The sequence below is a fragment of the Phytoactinopolyspora endophytica genome (genome assembly GCF_004138495.1).
GTDB classification, from domain to species: domain Bacteria; phylum Actinomycetota; class Actinomycetes; order Jiangellales; family Jiangellaceae; genus Phytoactinopolyspora; species Phytoactinopolyspora endophytica.
On record NZ_ML142875.1, the window covers coordinates 41,311 to 43,567 of the forward strand.

The 2,257-nt window shown below is 63.1% G+C and carries 2 protein-coding genes; both read right to left on the reverse strand.

What is annotated here, in order from left to right:
• On the reverse strand, positions 1-414 hold a 414-nt coding region (locus ELR45_RS36150), incomplete at its 3' end, for a hypothetical protein (RefSeq protein WP_165368289.1).
• A gap of 294 nt (positions 415-708) precedes the next feature.
• Complete coding sequence (locus ELR45_RS32020; protein WP_205857688.1) at positions 709-1,446, reverse strand: carbon-nitrogen hydrolase family protein; 738 nt, start codon at positions 1,444-1,446, stop codon at positions 709-711.
• Positions 1,447-2,257: the final 811 nt, after the last annotated feature.

The window sequence follows — 2,257 nt, forward strand, 5'->3', positions numbered from 1 at the left end:
GCTGTGCCCTTCGACTTCTGCGGCGACCTTCGCGTTGGCCAGCCGGGAGGGCGGCATGTTGGCGACGATGCCGGCCAGCCGCGATTGAAGGTCGACTTCCGTGCTGAGCATCGAGCGTTCGGCCAGGGCAGTCCGGGCCGCTGAGAGGGGACCGGACAGCGCAACCACGACGACGACCATGGTCAACGGCCACACCATGCCGTCAAGGCCCTGGCCGAGGCGGAGCCCGTCGATAAGGGCCGCGGTAGCGACGACCTGGGCAGGGGGAAGAAGCGCCAAGATGACCGTAAGAAGCGCGACGCCACTGGCCGACAAGGGATCCGACTTAAAGGACTGCTTCGTGACAAACGCGACGGCACCGCCGACATCGCGAAGCTGGGCACCCCAAGACTGAGGAATGACGCTGGAAGCCATATGTGTGATCTCGATCTCGAGCGAATACCGAACGCCACCTGCAGGGATGGCCATACAGCGGGACGACCCATCGGTCGTCCGCTCATCGGTGGAGGCGACATGCTGCGACACGAAGGGATGTCGGCAGCAAGCAGGCGTCAGGCTCAAATCACGCTACGTACTCTCTGGCACGGCACGCGAGAGTGTCAACCGACTTTCACCGGCGACCCCGCCAGATCCCTTGCAGACGTGCACTCACAGCGAGCGCCCTGGAAGCCCATCTCCGGGCTACGATGTGACATTCTTTGTGGGGAGTCAGCTGATGTCGGCGATGACCATGCCCGTCGTCATGAGCGGTACCTGCGCGACAACCTCAGCCTGCGGGTTGATGATGCTGGTGGGACCGAGGCCGATGCGATGTTCGTCGCGTTCGCCGGTGACGTCTGCGGACACCAGCCACATCCCGGTCTCTCGCACTCGTTCGGCCCGGATGGTGTTGTGCAGGTCCTTCCAGTGGATCGCGGCTGCCCGGCGCATCATGTTCTGCGCTGGGACGAGGAGAAGCTGTGCGCCCTGGGTTGCGACCGGGGCCGACGCTTCGGCGAACTGAGTGTCGTAGCAGATGTTGACGCCGAACCTGACGCCTTGCAGGTCGAAGGTGGGGTAGGTGTCACCGTCGTTGAATAACGACTCGCCAGGCACAAGATGAGTCTTGCGATAGGCGCCTATGAGCCGGCCGCGGGTGACGACGACCGCGGTGTTGAAGTACCTCTGGCCGTCCTGCTCGATGACACCGAACACGAGCGTCGGCTTGATCCGTTCCAGCCGCCGCAGAATCGTGCCGAACCTGGGGGAGCCGAGATCGAGCGCGTGCTTGCGCATGTGCTGTTCCTCGACGAGATAGCCCTGCAGGAAGCACTCCGCGAACAGGAGCAGATCGACGCCTCGTGTGTCGGCGTCCGTCGCGAAGTCTTCGATGCACACCAGCGCTGATCCGATGTCGCCTAAGATCTCCGTCGTTTGGCAAGCGCCAACCCGCAACGTCTCGCGCACGCTGTGATCGTAAGGTACGACGTCACACCCTCCGAGAGCCGGACGTACCGTTGATGCCACCTCGCCGTCGGGACCCAGCCCCAGCGATGGCAGGCCGCATGATGCCATGCTGACGATCGCCGGTCTCGGCATTGAGAACCTCGATGTGATCGCGTATGAGGGATGGACTGACGACGGTCCCGGTACAGAGATCCAGGACTTCTCGTGCTCATTGGTCGGCCTCCCGTCGTGCCGAGTGCGGCTTGCAGTGCACCCAGGAACGCGAGTGGCTGCTCGACAATGGCACACGCCGTGGGGCGGTCGTCGACCACTTCACGTACAACACGCTGGATCTCCATCCGACCATCGCCGAGATCGTCGGAGTCGAGCCCTCGCCCGATCGACATGGCAGGTCATACAGCAGAGACCGGGGGCGTACCCGGGGAAATGTGGTCCTATCCAGGTCTGGTGCGTGGCCAGCCAGGGGACTATGTTGCAGTCGTTCGGATCATCTATCCGAGGGGGCGCGATGTTGAGGGCGAAGAGAGCCATCGCAAGCGCAGTGTGCGCGTTCATCCTGGCTGCCGGCAGCGTGGGTGTGGCCATCTGCCGCAGCGCAGGTAACGCTGCATAGAACCCTGGCGCATAGCCGGGCGTTCATCCATCGGCGCAGTGAGAACGCCCAGGATGCAGGACTCGGAGCGTGCGTGGCAGGACTGAGATAGTCAAATGTCTCTGTTCCCGGTCCAGTCACAGCGCTGCCGCGCCCATTGTGCGGATTGTTCCGCGCGGTAGTTCTTTTTCAATAACTGCGCGCACATTAACCAAGGTC